The 870-nt window shown below is 68.3% G+C and carries 1 pseudogene; it reads right to left on the bottom strand.

What is annotated here, in order from left to right:
- Window positions 1-857 (bottom strand): annotated as a pseudogene (locus IE185_RS33575) (IS3 family transposase); the annotation flags it as partial.
- Window positions 858-870 lie beyond the last annotated feature (13 nt).

Raw genomic sequence — 870 nt, 5'->3', positions numbered from 1 at the left:
CACGGCCATCTTCAGGGCGTCGATGACCAGCTCGGCTCGCATGTGCGGGGCCATGGACCAGCCGAGCACCCGTCGTGAACAGATGTCCACGACGCATGCGAGATAGAGCCACGTGGCTCCGACCTGCACATATGTGATGTCGCCGCACCACTTCTCGTCCAGAGCGCCTGCGGTGAAGTCCCGTTGGACCAGGTCCGGGGCCGGTGGCGAGAGCCGGTCCGGGATCGTGGTGCGGTTCTTCCTGCGCAGGTGGCGGCCGACGATGTGATGCTTGCGCATCAGTCTGGCGACCCGCTTGCGGTTGACCGTGTGGCCGAAGCCCCGCAGTTCGGCATGGACACGCAACGCGCCGTAGTTCCCGCGGTGTTCGGCGTGGATCTCGCGGATCTCGTCGACCAGGGCGTCCTCCTCGGCCTGGCGGGCGGCCCGCGCTTCGGCACCGGCGATCCACCGGTAGTAGCCGGAGCGGGAGACTTCCAGCACCCGGCATATCCGCTTGACGCCGAAGGTCTCGGCGTGGGCGGAGATGAAGTCCCAAGCGGCGGTCTTCACTTCACCTCCCGGGCAGAATAGGCCGCGGCCCGGCGCAGGATCTCGCGTTCCAGCTGCCATTCCTTCTCCGCCTTGGCCAGCCTGGTGTTCTCCGCCCGCAGCCGGGCCAGCTCGGCTTCCATGGCTTCCGGCGCGCCGGCGGCGGCTGGGCGGCCGTCCTGGTCACGTACCCAGGTACGGAGCGTCTCGGGGTTCACGTTCAGATCGGCCGCGACGTCCTTGAACGTCCGCCTGCCCGCCGACGCCCGCCACAACGCGATCGCGTCGGACCGGAACTCCGGACTGTACTTCGAGGGCCGTGCCATGTGGATCTACACC

Origin of the sequence: Streptomyces chryseus (genome assembly GCF_014650755.1) — a bacterium.
Lineage (GTDB): Bacteria > Actinomycetota > Actinomycetes > Streptomycetales > Streptomycetaceae > Streptomyces > Streptomyces chryseus.
The sequence above is the reverse complement of the archived record's forward strand: the minus strand, read 5'-3'. Positions and strand labels throughout refer to the sequence as shown.